Here is a 24705-nt window from a genome sequence, read left to right as displayed (position 1 = left end):
ACATTAACGCTCCCATGACATCACAAATATTTACAGCCTAAATGGTTAACTTATGCGGCTAATTCTTGGATTTTTTTATATAGACTGCTAGCTTAAGTCTTCGGTATCCAAGGAGAATTATTATGAAAAAAGTCACACTCATCGCAAGTATGCTGATTGCTGGTCTCTGTTCAGGTATGGCCAATGCAGATGAAGCATTAGATAAAGCCATTAAAAGTGATTTTCGCCAAGCCAAAAACGCTAGCCGCGATATTTATCGTCACCCCGCAGAAACCCTTACATTTTTTGGTATAACCCCGACACAAACCGTGATTGAACTTTGGCCAGGTAATGGCTGGTACACTGAAATCCTTGCCCCTTATCTTGCGCCTAAGGGACAATATATTGCCGCCAGTTTCGAAACTACCCCCAGCACGGACACCCCTGGTAATCGCTATCGCGCCAATGCGGGCGTGAAATTCGATACTTGGATGACGGCCAATAAAGCCTTATTTGGTAATGCGAAAATGGTGGTTCTCGACCCTCCAGCCAAAATGAATTTAGGTGCCGATGGCAGTGCTGACTTGGTATTAACTTTCCGTAACTTACATAATTGGGCTTCAAGCGACCAGCTCGAAAACGTGTTTGCCGCTTCTTACAAAGTGCTTAAAGATGGCGGTGTATTTGGCGTCGTCGAACATAGAGCCAATAAAGGCATGAATATGAGCACGGGCTATATGGATCAAGACGAGATGATCGCGCTGGCCAAAAAGGTCGGTTTTACCTTAGCCGAAAGCTCCGAAATCAACGCCAATCCGAAAGACACTAAGGACTATGCCAAGGGAGTATGGACGTTGCCACCTTCGTTTGCATTAGGTGATACAGATAAAGAAAAATACCAAGCAATTGGTGAGAGTGATCGCATGACGCTCAAATTTGTCAAAAAATCCCGCTAATCACCTGACATTAGAGGCAATATGTGGCAATCTTTCGCCCCCAAAAATCAAGTCGAGTTTGTGTTACCCCATATCAAGCTGAGTGGTCGATTATGGGGAGCGAAAGATAAGCCATTATTGCTCGCGTTGCATGGCTGGTTAGACAATGCCAACAGTTTTGAGCCTCTCGCTGAGTATTTGTCAGATTACCAAATTCTTGCCATAGATTGGCCCGGTCATGGTTTTTCGGCGCATAGGCCGGGACATTACCCATTACACTGGATTGACTATTTATACGATCTCGATGCGTTACTGGCGATTTTGCCACAAAAGCCACTGGCTGTTATTGGGCATTCATTAGGGGGGATTATCGCCTCTGCGTATACGGCAGCATTTCCAGAAAAGGTTAATAAGCTGATTTTAATTGAGGCCTTAAGTCCCTTATATGAGTCAGCAACCCAAGCCAAATCGCGGCTGAGGAAAAGCTTTTACCAACATGAGAAATTTTTAGCGCAAAAACATAAAAGGATGAGAGTCTACGATAGTCTGGAAACGGCAGTTAAGGCTAGAGTGCATTTAACCGGATTGGCCGAACCGTGGTGTCGACTATTACTTGACCGCAATATGCAAGCCACTTCTGATGGAGTTGTTTGGCGAAGTGATCCAAGATTAAGGCTCGACTCGCCAATGCGACTGACCTTTGAGCAGGTTGATGCTTTAATGCAAAATATTTCGGTGGTTACCTTACTCATCTGCGGCAAACAAGGTTTTAGCCAATTACATACGGCGCTACCTAAAGCAAGGAAATGGTTCAGCAATTTGTCTGAACATATGCTTGAGGGGGACCATCATGTGCATATGGATAATGCGCAAGCGGTTAGTCAGTTAATCCAACGTTTTGTCGAATAATTGCTTTTACTAACATAAAAAAGACACTAGGTTTTTTGTTTCTTTTATGTGATGATGATCAAAATTAAAACGCCCGTATGATTTATCCGGGTAAATCAATAACAATAAAATGTAAGTCGGTATTTTAACTCGGTATTTGTCGAGTATTGGCGGTAGTAAGGGTACCGTATCCGCAGTTGTGGGGATTTAGGAGAAAGTAGTGGATCAGCCTTGGATTAAACATTTACCAAAAGATGTGCCTGCTGAGATTAATGTGGATCAGTATTCATCGCTTATCGATATGTTCGAGACCGCGGTGGCTAAGTATGCGGATCAACCTGCATTTATCAACATGGGGGCCACGCTAACTTACCGTAAACTTGAAGAAAGTAGCCGTGCTTTTGCTGCTTATTTACAAAATGAATTGAAGCTACAAAAGGGCGACCGTGTCGCACTGATGATGCCCAATCTGTTGCAATATCCTATTGCGTTGTTTGGGGTATTACGTGCTGGTATGGTGGTGGTTAACGTTAACCCACTTTATACCCCGCGAGAGCTCAAACATCAGTTGATTGACTCGGGCGCCAAAGCCATTGTTGTGGTGTCTAACTTCGCCCGCACCTTAGAAGAAGTGGTCGATCAAACGCCCGTGAAAAGTGTCATTATCACTAGTTTAGGTGATCAACTAAGTGCGCCAAAACGCACCTTAGTTAACTTTGTTGTTAAATATATTAAAAAGCTGGTGCCGAAATACGATCTACCCCATGCCCTTTCGATGCGCGAAACCTTGTCAAGAGGTCGTAGAATGCAGTATGTCAAACCCGTAATCACTGGGGGTGACCTTGCCTTTTTGCAATATACTGGTGGTACGACTGGGGTTTCAAAGGGCGCCATGTTAACCCACAGTAATGTGGTGGCAAACGTGTTGCAGGCTAACGGTGCTTATTCTCCGGCACTGCGGGATGGTACTGAATTTGTTGTAACTGCATTACCGCTTTACCATATTTTTGCATTAACAGTGAATTGCTTACTGTTTTTACATAAGGGCAGTCAGAATCTGTTAATCACTAACCCTCGGGATATTCCAGGGTTTGTGGCTGAACTCAAGAAATATCCTTTTACCGCCCTGACAGGTGTTAACACCCTGTTTAATGCCTTAGTGAATAGTAGTGATTTTGCTGAGCTGGATTTTTCTCGCCTCAAATTATCCATTGGTGGCGGTATGGCCGTGCAAAAAGCCGTGGCCGATAAATGGCAGAGCATCACTAAAACCCGTTTACTTGAAGGTTATGGGTTAACTGAAGCCTCGCCCCTGTTAACGTGCTGTCCCTATAACTTAGACGGTTATAACGGTTCTATCGGTTTTCCTGCGCCATCTACACTCATTCAAGTGCGTGATGATGCGGGTAATGTGTTGCCCCAAGGCGAGACAGGTGAGCTATTTGGCAAAGGCCCACAGATCATGAAAGGCTATTGGCAGCGTCCAGAAGAGACCGCCAAAGTGATTGATAAAGACGGCTGGCTCGCCACGGGCGATATTGGTTATATGGATGAACAGGGTTTCTTCTATATTGTTGATCGTAAGAAAGACATGATTTTAGTTTCTGGCTTTAACGTCTTCCCCAATGAAGTGGAAGAGGTTGTTGCTTTACATCCTAAGGTGATAGAAGTTGCGGCAGTAGGGGTTCCTAATGATGCGAGTGGCGAGTTAGTGAAGGTGTTTGTGGTGGCGAAAGATAAATCTTTAACCGCTGAAGACATCATTAAGCATTGCCGAGTGCATTTAACGGGATATAAAGTGCCGAAGCTGGTAGAATTTAGGGAAGAGTTACCTAAAACCAATGTGGGTAAGATCTTGCGACGAGAACTGAGAGACGAAGTCAAGCGCGCGTAAGATTGAAGCCGGCAATAAGCCGGCTTTTGTTTTTATGGATGTGATTATCCCACAGGAACTGGAGAAGAATTTGTCAGTGTTTCACTATGTGAGCGACGAAGCGAGCCTCAATGCCCTCGTCGCTCAATATCAACAGAGCGCAGTACTGGTATTAGATACCGAGTTTGTGCGCACACGTACCTATTACGCTAAGCTTGGCCTCATTCAAGCCTATGATGGTAAAACTTTAGCCTTAATTGACCCGGTTGCGCTGCCAGATCTCAGTGCATTCTGGTCTTTGCTTGATAATCCCAACATCATCAAGCTAGTGCATTCCTGTAGCGAGGACTTAGAAGTCTTCGCCCACTATGGTCAGCGTCAACCTACGCCTTTGTTCGATAGCCAAATCGCAGCCTCTTTATGTGGCATGGGCCATGGCCTAGGTTATGCCAAGTTAGTGGAAACCTGTTTAGGTGAAGTGATTGATAAGGGTGAGTCGCGCACCGACTGGATGCGCCGTCCCTTGACTGAGGCGCAGCTTAGCTACGCCGCCAACGATGTGTTGTATCTGTATCAACTCTATCCGCAACTCGCCGAAAAGCTTAAGGCGCAAGACCGTTTAGGCTGGCTGTATGAAGAAGGCGAGCGAATGACAGAAGGGCGCTTAGCTCCTCCCGATGTCGAGACTGCATACCTTAAAGTAAAAAACGCATTTCAATTAACCGAGCCTCAATTGGCTTACCTTAAAGTGCTGGCTAAATGGCGTTTAGAAAAAGCTTTGGCACGGGATTTAGCCTTAGGCTTTGTGATTAAAGATCATGGCTTGATTGCGCTAGCGAAAAAACAGCCTAAAAGCATAAGTGATTTGTTTAAATTGAACGATTTAACTGAGCAGGAAAAACGCATCCACGGTAAAGATATTTTACGGGTAATGCAGACTGCTGACTTAAACAATCCGCCGGAGCTAGTTGATGTTTTAGCGCTTAAACCGGGTTATAAATCCGCCTTTAAGACCATTAAAACCTGTTTAACCGAACTGTGCGAACAACATGCTATTCCGGTGGAAATGCTGGGCTCTAAACGTCATATTCATGAGTATTTACAATGGCGTTGGGATAAACAGCAGGGCGAATTGCCGACGGTGTTAAATGGCTGGCGCGCAGACATTGCGGCTGAATCGTTGGCAAAGCTTGAAGTTTAAGTTTTACAGATTAGGCGCCAATATTTTGCTTTTAACATTTCGGTTTTGACCTAAGATTTGATGCCTAAATTTGCATTTAAGGTGTTAGGCCTTGATTTTACCCCAGCTAAAGCATGGGGGTAGGAGAAAGGCGCAGCAGAAAGCGTCATCCCCATTTGAGGATGACGCCAATGCTCGACTTATCTGTCTGGCAACGTCACGTTAAGTTCGAGTACCGACAAGTTATCGTCATTCTGATCTAATTGCACTGAAACTTGATCATCCGAAATCTGCACATACTTGCGGATCACGGCGATGATTTCTTGCTTCATCTGCGGGAAATAGTCAGGTGTATCGCGTTGTCCACGCTGATGGGCCACAATAATTTGTAGTCGCTCTTTTGCCATTACCGCGGTGCTAGGCTTTTTCTTGCTTTTGAAATAGTCGAGTAAAGACATAATTAGCTACCAAATATCCGTTGTAAGAAACCTTTTTTCTCTTCCGTAATAAAGCGTACTGGGACATCTTCACCCAATAAACGCGCGACAGTGTCACTATAAGCGGCGCCTGCATCACTTTCTTGATCGATAATCACAGGTACTCCGGAGTTTGATGCCTTGAGTACGGATTGTGATTCAGGGATAACACCAAGCAAATCAATGGCAAGGATTTCTTTTACATCGTCAACACTTAACATTTCGCCCGATTTTACCCGACTTGGAGAATAACGAGTCAACAGTAAGTACTCTTTTATCGGCTCTAAACTGAGTTCTGCGCGGCGTGACTTACTTTGCAGCATTCCTAGAATACGGTCAGAGTCGCGAACCGAGCTTACTTCAGGGTTGGTCGTCACAATGGCGATATCGGCAAAATACAATGCCATCATCGCGCCTTGCTCAATACCTGCAGGGGAATCACAGATAATAAATTCAAATTCTTTGGCTAAATCGTCAAGCACACGGCCCACGCCTTCTTTTGTTAGGGCGTCTTTATCACGAGTTTGCGAGGCTGGCAGTACAAACAGTTTTTCACAGCGTTTATCTTTAATAAGTGCCTGATTTAAATTCGCTTCACCGTTGATAACATTAACAAAGTCATAGACGACGCGGCGCTCGCAGCCCATGATTAGATCCAAGTTACGCAAGCCTATATCGAAATCGATAACAACAGTTTTATGCCCTTGTAGTGCAAGTCCAGTTGCAATCGCCGCACTGGATGTGGTTTTACCAACACCACCTTTACCTGAAGTGACAACAATAATTTGTGCCATGTTTCTCTCTATCCTTTTTTGTGCCATTTAGAGGGGCAATGATTCAACGATAAGCGACTCGCCATTTAAGCGAATGCAGCCGCCTTTATCTGAGCTATGTTGTTGTAGATTTTCAGCGAGCCAATATTGCCCTGCTATTGAAACTAATTCTGCCTCGAGGGAATGAGCAATGATTACCGCGCTGCTGTCGCCAGCTGCGCCCGCCATGGCCTTTCCTCGTAACGCACCATAAATATGAATGCTACCATCGGCGATGACTTCAGCGCCATTACCTACCGCACCAAATATGATTAAATCGCCATTTTTTGCATAGACCTGCTGACCTGAGCGGATATTTTGCTTCAAAATCTTAGTTTGACGCGGTGCTGGTGGGGGGGCGACGCTTTGTTTACCCGCTTTGACTATGGCAAGTCCGAGTGTTTTAGCTTGGTTGCTCAGGACGTTAGTTGCACCAGTAATTCCTACAATAACTAACTGGCGGGAAAGTAATAACTCTTTTAAGCCCTGTAAATTGAAATCGTTATCTTGAATGGCGCTGAGATTGACGACTAAAGGGGCACCCAGAAAAAATTGGGGAGCTTGTGCCAATTTGCTATCTAATTCAGCCATGACAGCATTTAAATCGCTGTTATTAATATGAAGCACTGAAAGAGTAAAAGAAGCGCCTTTTAACTCTAAGCTAGGTTTTGACATCCCGGCACTATTCTCCAGAAATCATCAGTCGGTTCGCTGATTTGCAATTAAATTACTAGGCGACCATGTTATAGTGTGCCCCATTGACTGGCAAGTTTGAACTATTGGATATTTATACTCTTATGCTATGTGCGGTTTATAAAAGTAGTCGAAAGGCTGACACTTACTTATTTGTAAACAAAAGGGACTGTTTCGACGACGTCCCTCAGGCGTTGTTAGATATGTTTGGTGTGCCTCAGTTAGTGATGGTATTCCCGATTGCTAAGCGTGAATCACTCGGTATCGCCGATATTCATAAGGTCAGAGCAGCACTCAAGGAAAAGGGGTTTTATTTACAAATTCCGCCACCGCAGGTTAATTTATTGGTCGAGCACAGAGAAAGCCTTGGGATTCAAGACTAGTCTGTAACTGTGCACAGGGTAAATGCCAAAGACAGTCTTTAAATCTGTTGCAGCATATACAAAGCTCTTCTTGCCCTTAATTCGTAAGGGCAAATCTCCTTCTTTAATACTCGCCTCTTAAATTTAAGCAACCGCAAACATTAGGGCGTGTTGACGTTTCGAGATTAGATTTTGTTCGTTCTGGCAAGCTCGTGCTCGCGAAACGAGGAATGATGTGTAGTTATTCTACTCAAATGACGAGCGGCTCTTATGACAGAAAGTAAGAGCAAGGGCTTGCCAGACGAACCCTTCGGGCAGCATTTGGCTGACGTTTCTGCTGCGTTATCGTCCGTTGATGTAGAACAACTACACAGCACGGACTTTGCCTTGCATAAACGCCAGCCAAATTGCTGCAAAAATAACCCTGAAACGTCAACACGCCCTAGATAAGTGTCGACCATTGGGGTAAGGCATCTCGATAATAGTGATTTGCCCAATCATCAAAATATTCATGCCTTCGTCTCACATGCCTTATGGCACTGTGCCATCAAGGTCTCTCGTCTATAACAATTACCGTGTCTTAATGCGCTGGCAAGCGGTGAATTATTTAGGTGAGTGCGATTATTTAGGCATCTTTGTGGTGCATGTATCGGAGAGAATTAAGCATCCCCACTAAATTGGTGTAAAATGGCCCGCATTGAGCGGATTTTTTATATGAAGATAAGCGTAAACATGGCATTTTGGCAGAATAAAGCGTTAACCGAGTTGACGTCGCAGGAGTGGGAGTCCCTCTGTGATGGTTGTGGTAAGTGTTGTTTAAACAAATTGATTGATGATGAAACTGAAGAGCTGTATTACACCAATGCGGCTTGTCTATTACTCGATCACCAAAGTGCCAGCTGCAAACATTATAGTGACCGTTTTAGCCATGTTCCCCAATGTACTGTGATTACTGCGCAAAATGTCCATGAACTCACCTGGCTACCCGATAGCTGCGCCTATCGCCGTTTGGCATCTGGCAGAGACTTACCAAGCTGGCATCCATTACTTACGGGGTCGAAGGAAGCCATGCACCTTGCAGGCATGTCGATTCAAGGCAAAGTGGTAGATGAGCGCAGGATTAAGGATATTGAAGACCATATCGTGCTGTGGCCGCTTAAAGATCTGGATTAATACCATTCAAGCAGCTTTTGTCTGTAATATCAGATAGTAATGAACAAAAAGGAGCAACTAACCATTTCGGTTGATTGCTCCTTTTTTCTATCTCGAGTTTAAAACCAAAGCGTTATTTATCAAGGAATGGTGGCGTTATTGCTGGACCATTGCTCAGTCACGCAAAACAATTTTACCGATTAGATAAAGTCATTCAATAATCGTCACTTTTTCGATAATGATGGGTTCACGGGGCACGTCTTCATGGCCCGCTACTCGGGTGGTTTTTACGCCTTCAATTTGCAGCACAACCTCGAGTCCCGCTGTGACTTTACCAAATACCGCATAACCCCAGCCGTTATTGGTGGGTGCCGTATGGTCTAGAAACTCATTATTGGCAGTATTGATAAAAAACTGCGCGGTTGCCGAGTGTGGCGCATCGGTACGGGCCATGGCGATAGTACCAAATACATTCGATAGGCCTTTGTTGGCTTCGTTGACAATTGGTTCGTGGGTGGGCTTTTCTTTCATTTTGGCGGTAAAGCCACCGCCTTGGATCATAAAGCCTTTGATTACACGATGGAAAATCGTGTGATCATAAAAACCTTCTTTACAGTAACGAATAAAGTTTTTGGCGGTAACGGGGGCGCGCTCTACATCAAGTTCGAGGGTTATATCGCCAAAATTTGTCGTGAAAATAATCATATGCTGCGCTTCTGTTAGTGAGTTATTTGGTGTGAGATCCACTAAGCCAAGGATTAAATGATGGAGATGTTTCACCTTGTGTTTGTTGTTTCTCGGTGCTTTCGCTCACATCGGGCTGTGTTAACCTTGTCGCTTGCTTAGGTTGCGGCTTGGATTTAGCACTACGGTGCTTTTTCGCCTGAGTCGCCTCAAAGGTGCCGGGTTTTCCACTGGAATAGGGCAAGGCTTGAGCTTTTTTGTTGGGTTTATGCGCAGATGCGGAAGCCGATTTAGGCACAAAATCGAGTATTGAAATAGGCACCGCTTTTTTAGGCTCAAACCCCTCGATATGCTTGCGCTCGATAATATGGCCTAAGCGACGCTCAATGGCGCACAGGTTCCTAAAATCATCTTTAGAGACAAAGGAAATCGCTTCACCTTGATTACCCGCGCGGCCGGTGCGGCCAATGCGATGGATATAATCATCGGCTTCATCGGGTAAATCGTAGTTAATCACTCGCTCGAGCGCATCGATATCGATACCGCGTGACGCAACACCGGTCGCGACTAAAAAGGAGACTTTACCCGCTTTAAAATCGATAAGCAGTTGCTCGCGCACCGCTTGGCTGCGCCCACTGTGAAAAGCCTCCGCGGTAATGCCACGCTTTTCTAACTGGCTAACCAATTTGGCAGCGCCGTGTTTGGTTTGGATAAAAATTAATGCCTGTGCCCAGTTATTCTCTTTAATTAAATGGCTCAATAGTGCGGATTTTCGATCTTTATCAACGGTCGTTAACCACTGCTCAATTTGCGTTGAAGCGGCATTTTTACGACTGATTTCAATCTCAATGGCATCCGGAATCGCGGTTTTAGCCAGTGCTTTGACCTGTTTTGATAAGGTTGCCGAAAATAGCAGGTTTTGCCGCTGCTCAGGCAGCTTTTCAATAATGCTATTAATATCTTCGATAAAGCCCATATCGAGCATACGATCGGCTTCATCCAGCACTAATACTGAGACTTCATCAAAGCGAATGGCTCTTTGAGTATACATATCCAGCAAACGCCCAGGCGTTGCAACGAGCAGATCAACCCCTTCAATCAGACGTTTTTTTTGCGGCGCAGCATCAACACCGCCGTACATGGCCATGGCCGTCAGCGGCAGGTACTTGGCATATTGATTGATGTTTTGTTCAACCTGCAGCGCCAGTTCCCGTGTGGGGGTAAGAATGATGGTACGTACCCGTTTAGGCCGAATTTTGGGAGCGTCAGCAAATCGATGCAGCAACGGCAATACAAAACTCGCCGTTTTACCTGTACCGGTTTGGGCTGCGGCTAGCACATTTTTCCCCGCAAGAATGCTGGGAATGGCCTGAGCTTGTATTGGCGTAGGGCTTTGGTAACCCAGTTCAGTCACGGCTTTGGTAAGCGCGCTGTGTAATCCAAGTTGGGTAAATGGCATTGAGGATCTCAACTAAATGATTTATTGGCAAACTGTTAGCGTGGCGCAAACAGCGAAGCAGGTCGCTATTATAGCAGTAGCATTATTGAAATAGGGGATTATCTCAACTTTGCGGTTAGTTCGAGGGGTTAATAAATGGGCTTACAAATTTGTAACTGGGCATGTATTAGATATTAACATTGCTGCAATTAGGCGGCTGATATGATTAACTAAAGTAATGTTAAATACGCCTGACGAGCGCGCTTTCAGGCGTTTATCGCCAAATTAAATACGCCTAGCATTCGTTTTACCAGCTTGCTTAGGGTAAGCATTACAACAACGCGTTGGTATAAATATAAAAAGGACAAAAAAGAATGAGAAAAACCACCCTATCCCTTGCGATATTGTTATCGTTCACCGGCCTTGTAGGCTGCCAATCCCAATTAGACCAAACCTCGCCAAGTAAAGTGGTTAGTGGTGAAGTTAGCACGGTTTCTTTTGCGCAGTTTAGTAATGCTTTTATCGATGATTTGTGGCAATTATCACCAACATGGGCGCTATATAGCGGCAAGCATGTTAATGATGGCTATTTAGAAATCCCCAATGAAGCTAGCCGTGTTAAGACACTTGCCTTTGTAAAAAACCAGCAGGCAAAGCTGAAACAGTTTGAACTTAAGTCTCTGAGCTCTAACGAAACCATCGATTATCATTTGATTGATAACCTGTTAAATAGCATGGCGTGGGATATCACTGACTTTAAATCTTGGCAATGGGATCCCTCTAGCTATAACGTGGCGGGCGGTTTTGCGCAAATCATCAATGAAAACTTTGCGCCGCTGGATGACAGATTACGCTCGGTATTGGCCAGGATGGAAAATATCCCAGCTTATTACGCCGCAGCAAGAAGTAATATATCGAAACCAACCCTAGAGCATACGGAACTTGCTGTAATGCAAAACCAAGGTGCGTTTTCGGTATTCTCCGATGATTTATTAAAACAAGTGGCGGATTCCGGTCTGTCGGATGCGGAAAAATCGCTGTTTAAATCCCGCTTCGATACGGCAACGAAAGCAATTAATGAACATATTCGTTGGTTAAATGCACAGGTTGACCAACTGAAAAAAGAAGGCGCCCGTAGCTTTAGGATCGGTGAAGAATTATACGAGCAAAAATTTGCCTTTGATATCCAAGCGGGCATGACGGCTAAACAGCTCTATCAAAAAGCCATGGCAGATAAAGATAGGGTCCAAGGTGAAATGGCCAAGATCACCGATAAACTTTGGCCTAAATATTTTACAACGCCAAAACCAAGTGATAATAAAATAGCCATCCGCCAATTAATTGATAAATTGTCGACTGAGCACGTCAAACGTGACGACTTTGTTAGCGAAGTCCGTAAACAAATTCCTGAGTTGATTGAGTTTGTAAATCAAAAAAAATTAGTGACTTTAGACCCTAAAAAACCATTAGTGGTTCGTGAAACTCCGGAGTATATGCGTGGTTATGCTGGAGCGTCGATTAGTGCCCCTGGCCCCTATGATAAATTAGGTAATACCTATTATAACGTCACGCCACTCGATGGTATGAATGATGAATCCGCTGAAAGCTATTTACGCGAATATAACCATTGGATATTACAGATTTTAAATATCCATGAGGCGATTCCAGGGCATTACACTCAATTAGTGTATTCCAATGAGTCACCAAGCTTAGTGAAAAGCTTATTTGGTAATGGCGCAATGGTCGAAGGTTGGGCCGTTTATACCGAACGCATGATGCTTGAAGAAGGTTATGGCAATTTCGAGCCTGAAATGTGGTTGATGTATTACAAGTGGAATCTACGTGTTATCTGTAACACTATCTTGGATTACAGCATTCATGTTAAAGGCATGACTGAAGATCAAGCCATCAGCCTGATGATGGATGAAGCCTTCCAGCAGCGAGCTGAGGCGGAAGGTAAGTGGCGCCGTGCTACCCTAAGCCAAGTACAGCTGACCAGTTACTACTCGGGTTACCGTGAAATTTACGATTTCCGCGAAGAATATAAGCAGCTCAAAGGTAAGGATTTTGATCTCAAAGCATTCCATGAGAAGTTTTTAAGCTATGGCAGTGCGCCAGTGAAATATATTCGTCAGTTAATGCTAGAAAAATAAGCCAATAATTGAAAGGGTGCCATCAATGGCGCCTTTTCACTGGCTGTTTTGATATAAATTGCGTGGATGAATACGTCTGAATTGATACAACGATTAATTTAGGCCATACAGCAGATTCTGTATGGCCTTGTTATAATTGTTTCTTTCTGGAAGGCTGTTTTCGGTATTATTTTTTGTTGGGTAACTCAGCCATAATAGCTAATACATCTTCGTATGAAATGTTAAACTCTCGAGAAAGGTTAATAATTTTAGTCTTATAGGTTTGAATATTTTCTTGCTGTGCAAGTTGGTGTTTCTTTTCTTCAACTAGTTCGTTAACAGTTTCTTGCAATATTAATAAGCGACGCAAACTGTAATCAAGGGATTTGATGTATTTCCCCATTTGTTGTTTATTACGGGTTTGCTCAAGATCCGTTGAGACTTTTTTCTCATATCCATATTCATCGAGTGCAGCGATAGCGCTTTGCAAATCTAGATCAGTTGTCATTTGGTGTTCACTTTATTACGAGACGTTGAGAAGCGAAAGAATGAATGCCTTAACCCAAGAGGGTATCACAAGCGTTTTACTATCGCAGATTATAATGTTTATGCCAATGCTGACCAAGTATTAAAGTGCTAAAACCAATAAAAAGCTGGTTTTCTCATAGTACTTGTCGGCGTCTACAATAATGAGTAGTCTAAACTTTTCGCCAAGTGGAGATTGAAATGCTTGATCTATTACCCGATTTGTTTGATCACTATCCATCCAAACTCACTTTGTTGCCGCTAGCGTTTCGTGCTTATGGTGGTAAGAAGTTGTTTTGGGGTGAAGTTGTGACGGTCAAATGTTTTGAAGATAACTCCAAAGTGAAAGAAGTTTTAGCACAGCCAGGTCAAGGGAAAGTGCTTGTTGTTGATGGTGGAGGCTCATCCCGTCGTGCACTGCTGGGGGATTTAATCGCCCAAAGCGCCATGGATAATGGTTGGCAAGGCGTGATTATCAATGGTTATGTTCGGGATGTTGCTAGACTGAATACTTTTAATTTAGGGGTTTATGCCTTAGGCGCGATGCCCATCAAGACTGATAAGAAAGATCAAGGGCAAGTCAATGTGCCTATCGAGTTTGGCAGTGTTACAGTCAAACCCGGTATGATGGTTTATGTTGATGAGAATGGCATTGCCATCAGTGAGGAGTGTTTAAATTTCGCATTTTTAAGTTAAGTTTTTAAATTCAAGATGTTATTGATAAGGATGTTTTCATGAAATTCATTAAGTGGTTTTTAGCCATTCTGGCGACCTTAATTGTCGCTGTCGCCTTATATCTTACTGTTTTCTTTGACCCTAATGATTTTAAACCTGAAATTGTCAACGCTGTTAAAAAACAAACTGGGCGCGAGTTAGTAATAACCGATGACTTGTCATGGACGTTTTTTCCGACCATAGGGATTAATTTAGGCGGTGTTTCCCTATCTAACCCTGAGGGATTTACCCCAAAATCGATGCTTGAAGTTAATAAAGCCGTAGCTGAGGTTGAGCTTATACCACTGTTTAGCAAGCAAATTGAAATCGCTCAGCTCACTCTTGATGGCGCAAAAATCAATTTGGTCACCCGTAAAAATGGTAGCTCAAGCCTAGATGGCTTAACGGGCAAGAGCACAGAAAAGCCTGTTACCCCACCAGCCGAATCCAGCGCCAAAGCACAATTAACGAGCATTGATGTCGGTGGCGTTTCTATCACTAATACCGAAATCAACTTGATTGATGAAGCTAAGGGACAAACTCAAACCTTAACCTTAAAGCAATTTACACTGGGGGCATTTTCCCTCGACAAATTTGCACCAATTGCTTACGAATTTGCCGCGATCTTGCCGGATATGACGATTAACAGTCAGGGTGAAGGGCAAATCAAGTTAAGTCATGACTTTAATCAGCTGGTGATTGAGAAACTGGATATTGAGACTCAAGTTGAAGGCGAGGGGATCCCTAATAAAAAATTGACCGCTGAGGTTAGTCTAAACAGCCAAATCGCATTAGATAAAAAGCAGTTATCGTTGGACATCAGTAAATTAACGGCAATGGATATCAATGCAGCGGGTAAGTTGACCGTCAATTACGCGAGCAAAGTGCCGAAAATTAGCGCGGATTTCCAATTTGGGGATATTGACCTCGATGCTTTGCTACCAAAATCTGACACTTCAGAAGAACAAACCGCAGCTGCGTCTTCACAGACTCAGGCTGTTGAACCCGATTTAACGGCGCTTAATGGTTTGGATGCGAAGCTAATATTGGCGGTTAAATCGATCAAAGTCGCGAATTTGTCTACGCAAAATTGGTTAATGGATTTAGGCATTAAAAATGGTGAGGTTGATCTTAAGCAGCTAAGTGCAGATCTCTACCAAGGTAAGTTAATGCTGAATGCTCAGGTTGATGCGCGATCAAAAGTGGCAAGTTACCAATTTGATAAGCAAATATCAGGTGTTCAAATTCAACCATTACTTAAGGATGTGGCCAAGCTAGATATTCTGGCGGGAACGGCAAATTTTAATGTAAAAGGCAAAGGTAAGAGTTTGATTCCTGAACAATTAAAGAAAAACCTCCTCGCAAATGGTCGTTTTGATATCACCGATGGTGCCCTTTACGGTGTCAATATCCCGCAGATGATCCGTAGTGCTCAGGCTAAATTAAAGGGGGATTTGTCTGCGGACACGAAAGAGGAGCGTAAAACCGACTTCTCGAGCCTAACCGGTAACTTCTCCCTTGAACATGGTGTAGCGACAAACCCTGATCTCGCTATGTCTTCACCTTTGCTTAGGCTTGCGGGTAAGGGCAGCGCGGATCTCTTGACGCAAACTCTGGATTATCGGTTAACGACCAGTTTAGTCAATTCCCTTAAAGGTCAAGGTGGCAGTGAGAAAGATGCGCTAGCAGGAATTGATATCCCTCTCGCGATTACCGGTACTTTCCAAAAGCCGGAATATGCCTTAGATACTCAAGCGTTATTAAATAATCAGTTGAAGGAAGAGACTGATAAAGCGAAAGAAAAATTAAAGGATTCGCTACTTAAAAAGTTGGGCGGCTTGTAGGTATGCAAGATTTGCGTGCTCTGTCATCTCCTACGTCAACAGTCGATGTGTGAGCGTAACCGGCAACGTTCTGCTCGAAAGATAACGGCGTATTGAGCCAATAAAAAAGCAGTAAGCCAGAGGTTACTGCTTTTTTATGTTGATCTTTATTTTAGATGCAAGACGATTTTATTAACAAATTAAACATAAGGTATTTAGAGTGATTCACACTTAAATGCTTTATGTATTTAAATTGCTTTCATCTACAACCAGTTTCAACACTTGACCGGGTTGAATATATTGTGATGCGGTTAAGCCGTTCCATTCGCGAAGTTCAGGAACAGTCACTTTAAACTTGTTTGCAATTCGGGCGAGTGAATCACCAGCCTTAACTTTGTAGCTGACGGTTCGGATCTGCTCGTTATCGTGTTTTTCTTGTGGTGCAACAATCGTCAATTGCTGACCACTTTGTAATTTGCTGTCTTTGCTTAAATGGTTCCAAGTCATTAACTGTTTGACGCTAACATTATGTGCTTGGGCAATTTGCCACAAACTATCACCGGATTTTACTTTATAGGTCAACTTGTTACCCGAGGCGGCAACAGCGGCTTTTTTAGGTAATTTCTGACTGGTTGATAGGGCATACAGTTGTTTATCATCAGCAGAGACTGGGATAATTAGCGGTCTTCCAGCAATGATATTGTTGTTTTTCATACCATTAGCAGCACGGATCGCATTGATGCTTGTATGATGTTTTTCTGCAATAGACCCTAAACTATCTCCAGGCTTAATCGTATATCTAAGCCAGCTTACACGGGCCTCACTTTCTGTTTCTGCAAGTGCTTTTTTGAACTCTTCAGATTTATCAATGGGTAATACTAAAGTGTGTGGGCCCATTGGTGAGGTTGCCCAGCGATTGTAACCTGGATTGAGCTTTAACAGCTCATTGGTGGTCATATTGGCGAGACCTGCTGCCATGGCTAAGTCAATTTGACTGTCTATATCAACCACTTCGATTGAGGGGCTGTTATCAATGGGTGCCAGAGTAATGCCATATTCATCGGCATGTTTAATCACTTCGGCGAGCGCCAATAACTGTGGCACATAACGTTTGGTTTCTTTAGGGAGATCGAGCGACCAAAAATCGGTTTTAAGACCTTTATCTTCGTTGCGTTTAATCGCATTGAGTACGCGTGACTCTCCTGAGTTGTAGGCCGCAATTGCATAAAGCCAATTATTATTGGTTTTATCGTACAAATATTCGAGCATATCTAGGGCTGCTGTCGTGGATGCAGGCACATCGCGACGGCCGTCATACCACCAGTTCATTTCTAACCCAAAGTGGCTCGCCATCGGGGTGGTAAATTGCCAAAGCCCTGAGGCAGCACTGGCCGAAGAAGCACTGGGATCGAAAGCGCTTTCAATAATCGGAAGCAGGGCTATCTCGATTGGTAGATGGCGTTTTTCAAGCTCTTCGACGATCAAATACATGTAAGGCGCTGCACGCTCAGAAATCAATTCAAGGTGTTTAGGGTTGTTAATGTACCAATCGCGATAATAGTTAACGAGTTTCTTGTCTGGAATGGGTAACTGCATTCCTTGACGAATTCGTTCCCATACATCAGTAATTTGCGCCGATTCAGGTTCGGTTGCGAGATAATACTGTGGGACGGTATTTTCGGTCGTGACGGTTTCAGCTTCAGGTTTGGGCACCTGAGGGTTGTCTAACGTCTGACAACCTGTGAGTAGGGCAAATCCCCCTACTACAACATAAAGTGATACTCTCATGGAAAACGATAGTCCTCTGTTAGTGCATTGCCACTGCACTTTTCGTACAACGTAAATTATCTAACGAATTGATTATGTGAAAAAAAGTGGCAACACAGAGCGCAAAGTATTCACGCAAAAACGAGCCATTCTATGGGATCTTTTCGAGCTTGTCCCTAAATTATCGTACATCTTGTAGGGTCACTTTTGATTTACGTCATCAAAAGTGGAAAAATCTGTATAAATTTCAGCCATAAATGGATCGTTTTTTACTAAAAAATATCTTTCCACTGCCGAAGTAGGGCAAAACAGCTTAGTTCATCAGCTTTAGTCAGATCTTGGTCACAAAACTTACTTTTTATGCTGTTGACTATGGTAGGCGCTAACGGACGAAGGAAGGGATTGATTGCCCGCTCTAACCCTATGGTGGAGGGGATGGTGGCTTTGTTTTGGGCACGCATTGTGGTGGCTTGCTCTACATACTTGTTGAGTGCAGCGTTATCTGCATCTACCTCTTGGGCGAATTTAAGATTCGCAAGAGTATATTCATGGGCGCAGTACACTCGAGTCTCATCGGGTAACGCCGCGAGCAAACTTAAGGATTGCCACATTTGTGCAGGGGTGCCCTCAAATAAACGACCGCAGCCTGCACTAAAGAGTGTATCACCACAAAATAGTGCACCATCAAGTAGATACGCTATATGACCAGCAGTATGCCCAGGTACAGACAAGATGTGTATGGGCGCATCGATAAAGGGCAAAGTAAGTGTATTGATCTGTGTAGGGTCGATTGGCTGATTGATGCCTTGAATAGCTTCACGTTCCGGACCGTAGACAGCCAGGATCTGGTCTGTTGTCTGCTTAACATGGGCGGCGAGGGCGGTTATTCCACCTGTATGATCATGATGATGATGAGTGATCAAAATACCCGCTAACGTAAGTTGATGTTTACGTAAGTAGTCGAGCACAACATGTGGATCGCCAGGATCAACCACATACACCGTTTGCAGGGAGTCTTGTCGCAACACCCAGATATAATTGTCATTAAAGGCATTAATCGCTGTTATAGTGAGCATAGCACCGCCGATAGCTGTATTTTGATTTCAAGATGAGGTTATTATCCACAGGTGGATATCAGTTGGCGACTATTGTGATTTTTAAATCACCTAATGATGGATGTTCAATGAAGGTCTTAACTCGGTAAAAGTAATAAGATAACGGAAAGGGAGGTGAGTTGTGTCGTATAACAGTTCTGTGCGTAAACCTGAGCAATGGGAAGATTTACCCAATGGCGACGCACTCCAGCAAGCTGTTACCGATAAGCTCACTGATTGGTGGCCAAGGGTGTTTGGTTATCATTTGTTGAAGTTGGGCCCCTTAAGTGCACAGATCTCCAGTATTGCATCCCCTGTTGCTCATCATTTTTCACTATGCTCAGTACCAACAGCCTCGTTAATGGGGGATTTTTGTCATTTGCCGATACAAAATGGGGTGATTGATGCTGTGGTGATGAGCCTGCTACTAGAGTTTGAGGCTGATCCTTACCGTATTTTACGGGAAACCGATAGAGTGCTGATCGCCGGTGGTTATTTATTTATTGTGGGCTTTAACCCCTTAAGCTCAGTGTTTCTTGGCAAGCTGTGGCCGAAATATCAAGATGATCTACCTTGGAGCGGACGCTTTTTTATGCCATCTAGGGTGCGAGATTGGTTAGGGCTACTTGGTTATCAAGTGGTGAGTGATGAGCGTTTGGTTTACCATCCCCTGATCGGCGAATTGAATCGTGGTCGTTTTTTACAGCAAACCTTAGCTTCATGGCTTCCCAGTGCGGGGAGTTTGTATTTGATTGTGGCTCGAAAATTAGAATCACCATTAACCCCAATCCGTGACAAACGTAAAGTTCGACAACCCAATTGGGCCACTGCGCCAAGTGCCGGACGCACTGGGCATTTATCCGAACATATAAAATAACATCATCGATTAATGAGTCCGATATGCGAATTACCCTAAGGCAACTTGCAGTTTTTGAAGCCGTCGCACGCAGTGGTCAGGTGGCAAAAGCGGCTGAACAAGTTAATCTATCGCCGCCTGCGACCTCTATGGCCTTAGCCGAATTGGAAAAACAGCTCAATGCCCGCTTATTTGAAAGAATTGGCAATCGTCTGCAACTGAATTCGCAGGGTAACCTCTTGTTGCCGTTGGCCACCGATCTTTTACATCGTGTTGAACAAATTGAGCAGGCATTTACTCGTCAAGATGGTGATTTGGTTGGACACTTAAGTGTGAGTGCAAGCTCAACGATTGGTAATTATTTACTGGCGAAAGCGGCAGTCGCATTTTGCCAGCAACATATCCAAACCCATGTAGACGTGGCGATCACCAATACCCAAGAAGTGATTCAATCCGTTGCACAATTTCGTGCCGAAATGGGGTTTATTGAAGGGCATTGTACTGATAACCGTCTTCATATCGAGCCGTGGCACAAGGATCGATTATTGGTGTTTTGCCATCCCGCTCATCCATTGGCAGGGCAAACGGTTAAGCCTTTGGCCGTAAAAGGCCAATCTTGGGTGCTGCGTGAAGAAGGATCGGGAACTCGGGAATATTTTGTTAATGCGGCCAATGAACTGGGTATGCAACCAGAGGCTAAGTTCTGCTTTACCACGCCAGATGCCATCAAGTTGGCGGTAAAACAAGGTGCTGGTTTGGGGGTTTTGTCAGAACTTGCGTTGGATAAAGACATTAGTCGAAAAGAATTGGCTCTAGTCACCATTGAAGGATTAGTGCTAGAGCGGCAGTTTTACCGCATCACTCATAAGAGTCGCCAAGCAACGTCGTTAGGGCTGGCCTTTGTGCAGTTTTGCAGTAATTTTTTCTATTTATCACGAGAATAATGGTGTTCTAGCAGCGATAAGTGTTAGGACTCCGCCTGATAACCAGCATCAATTTGCGTAGGATTTGCCTCTGCGGCGGCGCGAGCGAGTTGATCACAGCGTTCATTTTCCGCGTGTCCTGCATGGCCTTTTACCCAGCGCCAATCAATTTGGTGGAGTTGAGCGGCGTTATCTAAACGTTTCCAAAGATCGACATTTTTCACCGGCGTTCGATTAGAAGTCATCCAGCCTTTTTTCTTCCAGCCGTGGATCCAAGTGGTGATCCCTTGGCGCATATATTGGCTATCGCTGGTGAGAATGATTTTACAGGGTTCTTTTAGGGCCTCAAGCGCAACGATTGGGGCTAATAATTCCATGCGATTATTGGTTGTCAGGGCAAAACCATCGGATATCTCCTTTGTATGGCCCTTATAATTCATTACAATGCCATAGCCACCGGGGCCCGGATTGCCTAAGCAAGAACCATCGGTGAAGATGTGGATTAGTTTTAGTTCAGTCATCAAGTGGTTACCAGCGGTGTAAATATCGGCCGAGTATAACCAAAAAAAGTCATAAGAAGCGCATAAAAGTATGAATATTATCTCAAACGCAAGCCGTCAGGTTATTTTGGATACTGAAACCACTGGTATGAACCAGGGGAGTGGTGCGGTGTATTTAGGACACCGAATTATTGAGATAGGCTGTGTTGAGGTCATCAACCGCCGTTTAACGGGGCGTTATTACCATCAATATATCAATCCTGGCCAAGCGATTGATCCAGAAGCGATTGCTGTTCACGGGATCACCGATGAGCGTGTTGCAAATGAGCCAAGATTTCATCAAATAGCGCAAGAGTTTATCGATTTTATCAGTGGCGCAGAAATTGTAGCCCATAACGCAAACTTCGACGTGAGCTTTATGGACCATGAGTTTTCCTTACTACAACCGTTAGGACCAAAGACTCGCGACATTTGTGATATTTTAGACTCCCTCGATATCGCTAAGTTTTTGCATCCTGGGCAAAAAAACAACTTAGACGCTCTCTGCAAACGTTATGGCATCGACAATTCCCGCCGTCATTACCACGGCGCATTACTCGACGCCGAAATTCTTGCCGATGTGTATTTGTCGATGACGGGAGGTCAGACTAAGTTCAATCTCTCTAACGAAGAAGTTGGTCAAGAGGCGGGAGGCATTCAACGCTTTGATCCCGCATCACTTAATCTTAAAGTGATCAGCGCATCGGCCGATGAACTCGTTATACATGAACAACGCCTTGATTTAGTCGCAAAATCAGGAAAGTGCCTCTGGAGAGGATAATTTTTAGCCTATGACGATGTTGCTGCGAAAATCTCTAGTCAATACCACGTTAATACTCGGCTACCTTAGCTTGAGCACGTCATTGCTTGCGGCTGATACGGAACCAGTGACTGCTAAGCCAACAAAGCCGACTACCGATATGGCAGTTAAGGTTCAAAATACTGCTGAACCAAGTGCTGAGGTTAAGGTAAACAGTGCTGAGATTAAGGTAAACACGTCCAAGCCCTCGAATATGAAAGTCGTGCCCGTTGAAACGGCATCTGAACTTAAAAATCGTTTTCGGGTGGATCATATGGTCAGCAGTATGACACTCATGATCCAGCGAGAATATGGTTCGGCCCCCGTGGTGATTGTCTTGCCCGATGGCAGTAAGTGGTACGCCAATCGTCATCCAGAAACCGTTAAATGGGTTGATGGTATAACCGGAGATATTATTTATATCGAATCACCCCAGCCTGGTCCTTGGCAATTAGTGGGTAAGGTGGTGCCGGGCTCGAAAATTAAACGGGTTTCAAAGCTTGAGATTGAAGTTCAACGATTACCTCAGCCATTATTTCAAGGTGAACAAACCAAAGTGATTGCCCAATTAATGGGAGATGCAGAGCGCGTTCGCATGCCTGGGATGGACTATTTAGTCGAGTGGACCGCGCACTTTGTCAGTAAGCATCGTACGGGCGATGAAAACTTTGCCGCAGGTGACATTATCGTTGGTTCCTACAAAGATAATGGTGAAAAGTTCGATGAAAGACCTGATGACGGCATATTTACAGGCGATATCAATCTTAAGCAGCCATGGGGTGAGTACGACTTTGTCGTTCAAGCGCGTAACAACGTATTTGAAAGGCAAGTCTCATTTCCTTTTAGCTTATCTCCACGACCCGTAAATGCAGAGGTGATAACTCCTGAAGATCCTTTAACGGGTCAATGGAAAATCATGCTACATGCCGATAGTAGCGTATTACAGCTAGCTGAGACCCATTTTTCATTTGAGCTTGTTGGACCTGCTGGTTTGCAACTTCCCCTCGTAGTTCATGGGCTTAAGGAGAGCGACACTGAATTGCCGATACCGCCTGTGACCGAGTTTGGCAGTTACCGAATAAAAGGCTCTGCTGCGACAACGACAGTCACTGGCCGTGAAATAGTACTCGATTTACCTGAACTGTTCTTCAACCTAGTGCAACCGCCCGAGCCACCACCTAGCGAAGAAGAGCTCGCAGCTGTGGCCGCGCAAAAGGCTGCAGAGGAAGAGGCTCTCGCTAAGCAGGAAGCGATCTTCTGGATTATCACCGTCAATGTGGTATTAGTGCTACTGGGTGTGGTTGGGTTGATTATTTGGCGTAAGCGTCAAAGTTTGGCACAAGCATTAGCAGCGGCCGAACAGCGGATTTTAGATGAAGCGGAACAAAATAAAGCTGATGTCCCATCTCTTGATGAAATAGATTTAACTATGCCAGATGAACCTGATAATCGTAGATAAAAGTGAAGGAAAGGGTGAGATTTACATCGGGATTTGCAGATATTTTGTTCACTTATCATGGGGTTTTGTTAAGTTTGGCGAAATTTTAACTAATCGATGCAATTGAGTGAAAAAAACGGTTGACGCTTCGAACGCTCAACCGTATTATTCACCGCAACTTGAGTGGAGCGGTAGTTCAGTTGGTTAGAATACCGGCCTGTCACGCCGGGGGTCGCGGGTTCGAGTCCCGTCCGCTCCGCCAGTCAAGTTATTGAAAGTTAAAATTATAGTGCTGTTATAGCGGTATAATAAAAAGTTTGGAGCGGTAGTTCAGTTGGTTAGAATACCGGCCTGTCACGCCGGGGGTCGCGGGTTCGAGTCCCGTCCGCTCCGCCAACATTCATGAAGCCCATGCTACTGAAAAGCATGGGCTTTTTGTTTTTTCATCAGTTCCTATCTCATTTCTTTCTTCGTGACCGTGACCAAAATGTGACCATTTGGTGACCACAACCCACTTTAGACCGAAGGTCATTTTTAAAATTTTGTTGGTCAACTGTAGTATCAGTCTTTTCGCTTTTCACTATTTTAGAGTTGGGAGTTTCTAATGATAGTTGGCGTGTATTGACAGATCACTTCATCAACTTGTCTATTATAGCTAGCTTGGCTAGCTCAATTTTGCCCCATTTCAATCTAGCAATGTGATTCACAAGTAACTTCAGCGTCGAAAGATTGACCAAATTTTTGTAATGCGGCAGAGTGACTAGTGTAATGGTGGATATTCAATGTCCATGTCTTCTGCACCCATATTTTTTCTCAACAACATCTAGGCTCTATCAGAGTTGAAATGAGGAAAGATGACCATATCTATTACATTCATCGAATAGTGGCTCACAAGGAACTCGCTTGGAAAATATCCTTCGCGAATCCTGTTATTAGGCTGGCCTAAGTCTATATTCCCAGCGTCATCTACCGCGATAGGCGACATTTTTGTTTTGAAATTTACCATACTTTCCATTATTGAGAGTTACCTGTCTATTTTTTGTGATTCCATTCCACTGTTGGATGGTTAGAATTTAATGATAAGTGGATAACTTATTCAAGTGGGTATCGGAGAATTCGACTATTAGCGATTGTAACCGCTGAAGTTTGAAAATGAGCATTACGTTTATTTTCGGCTTTGTTTCCTAAATCGATTCAGCGAACAAAGCCCCTCATAATCGTCTAAATATCAAACTACACGGTAAGTTACAGGCATGCCTAGCCCTGTAAGCTTGTTCAAAGCCTTTATCATCGCGTAAGTTTCTCCCACCTGACCGTTATAATTTCGCAGGCTCAATCTACCACCAAGTAATTGCTTTACCCTGTACATGGCAGTTTCTGAGATTGACCGCCGATGATAACCATACCGTTTTTTCCACTGCTTATTTGAACCATAAAGCTGTTGCCAACTGACCGCTAAGTTACGCGGATGTCCGTGTTCCCAGAGTGCAGCACCGTCCCTCGGTGGAATGAGTACTAAAGCGCGTTTTCTACGAACCGCATCGTGACAGGCTCTTGTGTCGTAAGCACCATCACCTGAAATATTTCGGATTTTTCGATGGGTTTGCTTGAGCAAATTCGGCA

The 24705-nt window shown here is 44.2% G+C and carries 24 protein-coding genes and 2 tRNA genes; 16 read left to right on the top strand and 10 right to left on the bottom strand.

From position 1 onward, the window contains the following. Positions 1 to 122: 122 nt before the first annotated feature. From MMG82_RS17750 to rnd, 4 genes are all read left to right on the top strand, one after another. Positions 123 to 935, top strand: a complete 813-nt coding sequence (locus tag MMG82_RS17750; protein WP_037430429.1) for a class I SAM-dependent methyltransferase — start codon at positions 123 to 125, stop codon at positions 933 to 935. Positions 936 to 956: 21 nt separating this feature from the next. Beyond that, a complete protein-coding gene (locus tag MMG82_RS17745; RefSeq protein ID WP_047533688.1) occupies positions 957 to 1823 on the top strand; it encodes an alpha/beta hydrolase in 867 nt (288 codons plus the stop codon). Between the two features lie 199 nt (positions 1824 to 2022). Then, positions 2023 to 3696, top strand: coding sequence for a long-chain-fatty-acid--CoA ligase FadD (fadD, locus tag MMG82_RS17740; RefSeq protein WP_037419175.1), 1674 nt, complete (start codon positions 2023 to 2025; stop codon positions 3694 to 3696). Positions 3697 to 3766: 70 nt separating this feature from the next. After that, positions 3767 to 4876 (top strand): ribonuclease D, encoded by a 1110-nt coding sequence (rnd, locus tag MMG82_RS17735; protein ID WP_047540067.1) that lies wholly within the window; start codon positions 3767 to 3769, stop codon positions 4874 to 4876. A gap of 179 nt (positions 4877 to 5055) precedes the next feature. Here the strand turns inward: rnd and minE are convergent, their stop codons facing one another. Genes minE through minC form a run of 3 tightly spaced genes read right to left on the bottom strand, consistent with a single transcriptional unit; the run spans position 5056 to position 6818 of the window. Continuing rightward, a complete protein-coding gene (gene minE / locus MMG82_RS17730; RefSeq protein ID WP_007648439.1) occupies positions 5056 to 5313 on the bottom strand; it encodes a cell division topological specificity factor MinE in 258 nt (85 codons plus the stop codon). A 2-nt stretch (positions 5314 to 5315) separates the two neighbouring features. Further along, on the bottom strand, positions 5316 to 6125 hold the full coding sequence (gene minD, locus MMG82_RS17725) for a septum site-determining protein MinD (RefSeq protein WP_037419172.1): 810 nt from the start codon (positions 6123 to 6125) through the stop codon (positions 5316 to 5318). 27 nt (positions 6126 to 6152) lie between these two features. Further along, the gene (minC, locus tag MMG82_RS17720) at positions 6153 to 6818 is read right to left on the bottom strand and encodes a septum site-determining protein MinC (RefSeq protein ID WP_037419169.1); all 666 of its coding nucleotides are present in this window, start codon (positions 6816 to 6818) and stop codon (positions 6153 to 6155) included. 122 nt (positions 6819 to 6940) lie between these two features. Here minC and MMG82_RS17715 point away from each other — a divergent pair, with 122 nt between their 5' ends. The 3 genes from MMG82_RS17715 (at position 6941) to MMG82_RS17705 (ending at position 8371) form a co-directional block, all read left to right on the top strand. Beyond that, positions 6941 to 7219: a YcgL domain-containing protein gene (locus MMG82_RS17715; RefSeq protein ID WP_047540069.1), complete on the top strand. Its 279-nt coding sequence runs from the start codon at positions 6941 to 6943 to the stop codon at positions 7217 to 7219. Between the two features lie 249 nt (positions 7220 to 7468). Next, entirely contained in the window at positions 7469 to 7648 is a 180-nt protein-coding gene (locus tag MMG82_RS17710) for a hypothetical protein (protein ID WP_081990926.1), read from the top strand. 282 nt (positions 7649 to 7930) lie between these two features. Then, a complete protein-coding gene (locus MMG82_RS17705) occupies positions 7931 to 8371 on the top strand; it encodes a YcgN family cysteine cluster protein (protein WP_037419163.1) in 441 nt (146 codons plus the stop codon). Positions 8372 to 8560: 189 nt separating this feature from the next. Here MMG82_RS17705 and MMG82_RS17700 read toward each other — a convergent pair whose 3' ends face one another. Both MMG82_RS17700 and MMG82_RS17695 read right to left on the bottom strand, forming a co-directional pair. Beyond that, the gene (locus MMG82_RS17700; RefSeq protein ID WP_037419214.1) at positions 8561 to 9055 is read right to left on the bottom strand and encodes a peptidylprolyl isomerase; all 495 of its coding nucleotides are present in this window, start codon (positions 9053 to 9055) and stop codon (positions 8561 to 8563) included. A gap of 22 nt (positions 9056 to 9077) precedes the next feature. Continuing rightward, a complete protein-coding gene (locus MMG82_RS17695; RefSeq protein WP_047538570.1) occupies positions 9078 to 10493 on the bottom strand; it encodes a DEAD/DEAH box helicase in 1416 nt (471 codons plus the stop codon). Positions 10494 to 10846: 353 nt separating this feature from the next. Between MMG82_RS17695 and MMG82_RS17690 the strand changes: the two genes are divergently transcribed. After that, complete coding sequence (locus tag MMG82_RS17690) at positions 10847 to 12625, top strand: DUF885 domain-containing protein (RefSeq protein ID WP_047538568.1); 1779 nt, start codon at positions 10847 to 10849, stop codon at positions 12623 to 12625. Between the two features lie 166 nt (positions 12626 to 12791). On the opposite strand, the gene MMG82_RS17685 is transcribed toward MMG82_RS17690, so the two are convergent. Next, a complete protein-coding gene (locus MMG82_RS17685) occupies positions 12792 to 13112 on the bottom strand; it encodes a hypothetical protein (RefSeq protein WP_241407223.1) in 321 nt (106 codons plus the stop codon). Positions 13113 to 13330: 218 nt separating this feature from the next. Here MMG82_RS17685 and MMG82_RS17680 point away from each other — a divergent pair, with 218 nt between their 5' ends. Both MMG82_RS17680 and MMG82_RS17675 read left to right on the top strand, forming a co-directional pair. After that, complete coding sequence (locus tag MMG82_RS17680; protein ID WP_037419152.1) at positions 13331 to 13825, top strand: putative 4-hydroxy-4-methyl-2-oxoglutarate aldolase; 495 nt, start codon at positions 13331 to 13333, stop codon at positions 13823 to 13825. 38 nt (positions 13826 to 13863) lie between these two features. Further along, on the top strand, positions 13864 to 15687 hold the full coding sequence (locus MMG82_RS17675) for an AsmA family protein (protein WP_241407222.1): 1824 nt from the start codon (positions 13864 to 13866) through the stop codon (positions 15685 to 15687). A 219-nt stretch (positions 15688 to 15906) separates the two neighbouring features. Here MMG82_RS17675 and MMG82_RS17670 read toward each other — a convergent pair whose 3' ends face one another. Further along, positions 15907 to 17454, bottom strand: coding sequence for a LysM peptidoglycan-binding domain-containing protein (locus tag MMG82_RS17670; RefSeq protein ID WP_037419149.1), 1548 nt, complete (start codon positions 17452 to 17454; stop codon positions 15907 to 15909). 251 nt (positions 17455 to 17705) lie between these two features. Next, entirely contained in the window at positions 17706 to 18509 is an 804-nt protein-coding gene (gloB, locus tag MMG82_RS17665; RefSeq protein WP_037419147.1) for a hydroxyacylglutathione hydrolase, read from the bottom strand. Between the two features lie 160 nt (positions 18510 to 18669). Between gloB and MMG82_RS17660 the strand changes: the two genes are divergently transcribed. Together MMG82_RS17660 and MMG82_RS17655 are read left to right on the top strand one after the other, a co-directional pair. Continuing rightward, a complete protein-coding gene (locus MMG82_RS17660) occupies positions 18670 to 19404 on the top strand; it encodes a methyltransferase domain-containing protein (protein ID WP_241407221.1) in 735 nt (244 codons plus the stop codon). Between the two features lie 23 nt (positions 19405 to 19427). Beyond that, the gene (locus MMG82_RS17655; protein WP_047538561.1) at positions 19428 to 20327 is read left to right on the top strand and encodes a LysR substrate-binding domain-containing protein; all 900 of its coding nucleotides are present in this window, start codon (positions 19428 to 19430) and stop codon (positions 20325 to 20327) included. A gap of 23 nt (positions 20328 to 20350) precedes the next feature. On the opposite strand, the gene rnhA is transcribed toward MMG82_RS17655, so the two are convergent. After that, a complete protein-coding gene (gene rnhA, locus MMG82_RS17650) occupies positions 20351 to 20827 on the bottom strand; it encodes a ribonuclease HI (protein ID WP_037419137.1) in 477 nt (158 codons plus the stop codon). Between the two features lie 70 nt (positions 20828 to 20897). On the opposite strand from rnhA, the gene dnaQ reads away from it, so the two are divergent. The 4 genes from dnaQ (at position 20898) to MMG82_RS17630 (ending at position 23478) form a co-directional block, all read left to right on the top strand. Continuing rightward, on the top strand, positions 20898 to 21626 hold the full coding sequence (gene dnaQ / locus MMG82_RS17645; protein ID WP_037419134.1) for a DNA polymerase III subunit epsilon: 729 nt from the start codon (positions 20898 to 20900) through the stop codon (positions 21624 to 21626). Between the two features lie 10 nt (positions 21627 to 21636). Continuing rightward, on the top strand, positions 21637 to 23103 hold the full coding sequence (locus tag MMG82_RS17640) for a TIGR03503 family protein (RefSeq protein WP_037419131.1): 1467 nt from the start codon (positions 21637 to 21639) through the stop codon (positions 23101 to 23103). Positions 23104 to 23267: 164 nt separating this feature from the next. Further along, positions 23268 to 23344: transfer RNA gene (locus MMG82_RS17635), tRNA-Asp, on the top strand. Positions 23345 to 23401: 57 nt separating this feature from the next. Continuing rightward, positions 23402 to 23478, top strand: a tRNA-Asp gene (locus MMG82_RS17630). An 832-nt stretch (positions 23479 to 24310) separates the two neighbouring features. On the opposite strand, the gene MMG82_RS17625 is transcribed toward MMG82_RS17630, so the two are convergent. Beyond that, positions 24311 to 24705: transposase (locus MMG82_RS17625; RefSeq protein ID WP_241407220.1), on the bottom strand; the 395-nt coding region annotated here is incomplete at its 5' end.

The sequence above is a fragment of the Shewanella sp. MM_2022_3 genome, assembly GCF_022557375.1.
Classification (GTDB): Bacteria; Pseudomonadota; Gammaproteobacteria; order Enterobacterales; family Shewanellaceae; genus Shewanella; species Shewanella xiamenensis.
This window is presented reverse-complemented; position numbering and strand designations above follow the sequence as displayed.